Genomic DNA, 2,675 nt, shown 5'->3' on the forward strand with positions numbered 1-2,675 from the left:
TGGTTTAATTTCATAATAATCTACTGTGAACCAATAGTCCGTTGCTGGTAGTGGTTGACCGTTTAAGGTTCCATTCCAACCATCTCCTGTTGAACTGATTTGCTTCAATAATTTGCCGTAGCGGTCAAAGATATAAATTTTTGCGGTATCTTGACCATCTAATCCTGTAATATTCCAATTGTCATTGATTCCATCTCCATTTGGTGTAAAGAAATGTGGATAATTGATGATGCTTACATTATTTATTTCCATCTCATCACATCTGTAATCAGGGTTAGTGGCATCTCTTACAATCACTGTATGTTCTCCTGCTGGTACGTTTGTAAATACTGGACTACTTTGCCATGGACCTTCACCATCTAATTGGTACTCATAAGACGATCCAAATCCATCATGTATAATGGTGATGGTTTGATTCTCTTCAAATGAACCACTCACATACGATTGAAGATTTGCTGCTGGTCCTGATTGAATAACATCAAACGTAGCTACATCTGATACACATGCTTGTGCCGTTGTACTTGTTACCACAACACTATATGTACCTGGTGAAGCATCTGTAATAGTATACGTTGCATCTGTTCCTGTTCCATCTATAATATCAGTTCCGTTTAATGCCCATTGATAGGTATACCCTGAACCAGCTGGCACTCCACTATCTAATACTAATCCTGAGATTAAAGCTCCAGTATTATAATCAACACAGATAATATTAAATCCTGTATCTGATGTAATTACTGGCTCTGCTAATAATTCAACATTTAGAGTAATCTCTGCCACATCATAACACTCAGCGGTAGTGTCTAACGGATCATCGTTCTCTCTCTCAACTCTTATGTAAATGATTTGGGTACCTGGACTTGTCGTATTTACATATGTTGTTGGGTCTGCAATAGCATTATCACCAGTTGCTTGATCTTGTGGCGTTAAGTGATAACTAATAGTAATTGGTGGTGTGGTTTGTGATCCTAATAGTTCGGTCTCGACTATTGTTAAATCAAATTGAGCTACTCCATCATTATCATTATAGTAATCACAAATTGTAAACATATCCAATGTAGCTTGTGATATCGGATTAGCAATTGCTCTTAATTTTACCACTAAGGTTACTTCTGCTAAAGCATTCACACAACCCGTTGCATTGTCTACCACTCTTGGATAAATCAACTCTGGGTTAGTACCATTTGTATATGTATTTGATAACAATCCTGTTGATGTTCCTGCTTGTGCATTGGCTTGCGTATCATAATAAGTAACAGTAAAGTCTGCTGTTGATTGTGGATCTAACAATTGTGCATCATAATCACTTAACGTGAAAGTAGCAAAACCATCCGTGTCATCATCACAAATTACATACGTAGTATCTACAACTACTGGTAATGGATTTACAATTAATTCTTGTTCTACCAATTGATAACAATTCTCTCCTAAGTAATCAACTCTGTTGTTCATCACTTTTATAATGATTGTTCCTGAACCTTCATATGTCGTAGGGTTTAAGATTTCATTCGTTCCTGCAACTGCATCTGCTATGGTTGGATAATATTCAAAAGTTAAGTTTGGATATCCATCTTGGATGTATGTTATGTTTGTTGTTAAATCAAACTGCTCTGTTCCAATCATCGTTTGATCATCATCACAAGCTACTAATGCTGGTGGATCTGTCTTTGGTGTTGGTAGTGGCTCTACTCTAATAGTCACTGTAGTGATACTGTTACATCCATCTACACTCGTTACTACTGCATATATAGTTTGAACCGCTGCAATTGTATTTACAAAAGCTGTTGGGGTAGCAATTGGATTGTTTCCACTTTGCGCATCTGCTAGGTTTAAATAATATGTTATTGTTCCTGTATTTGATCCTAAAATCTGAGCGTTCATAACCGTTAAATCAAAAGTCGTAAACTGATCGTTTGGTAATGATTCATCACACAAAGTAAGTTTATTGTTTTGTCCTCTAACATCTACTGGTACATTGATAATTAAATCAAATGTGGTCGTTGCACTACATCCTGTTGCTGGGTCAGTTACTACAACCCATATCGTTTGTTGGAATGCTCCTCCATAGAAGTTCGCTGTGTTTACTATAGCGGCTGTTCCATTAGCTGCATCAAGAGCTGTGGTATAATAACGTATCTCTAATGGAGATATCGTATTAGCAGCTAAAATATCTGGGTTCTGTTGTGTTAAATCAAAATAAGCAAATCCATCATAGTTGTTATCACAAACTATTAAATCATCTAAGCTTGGCATAATAGGTGCTGGGTGAGCAATTAATTGAATCATCTCAATGCTAGAACATCCTGTTACATCATTAACTGCCAATACATAAATAATCTGATTGAATGGATCTATGTTTTGATAAGCTGTTGTGTTTGGTATTGGATTGGTTTGATTTTGAGCATCTATATAGGTTTCATAATAAGACAATGTAATGTCTGATGCACCATTTAGCATATCAGCTTCTAAAGCGGTTAAATCAAATATTGCAAAACCATCTTGATTCGCTCCACACTCCTCTACTGGGTCTGGAATTACAAGCTCTGGTAATGGCTCTACTCGTAAATCCATAATAACCGTATCAAAACATCCTGTGTCTCCATTCTCTAATCTCACGAAAATAGACTGTGCATTTGAGGTGTTGCAATATGGTGAGGTAAGCGGACTTACTCCTG

At 36.6% G+C, this 2,675-nt stretch carries 1 protein-coding gene; it reads right to left on the reverse strand.

The genetic code is table 11. The features are described 5' to 3' along the window. On the reverse strand, window positions 1-2,675 hold a 2,675-nt coding region (locus ACFO3U_RS07265; protein ID WP_379739920.1), incomplete at both ends, for a T9SS type B sorting domain-containing protein.

The organism is Flavobacterium ponti, from assembly GCF_042652765.1.
In the GTDB taxonomy this organism is placed as follows: domain Bacteria; phylum Bacteroidota; class Bacteroidia; order Flavobacteriales; family Flavobacteriaceae; genus Flavobacterium; species Flavobacterium ponti.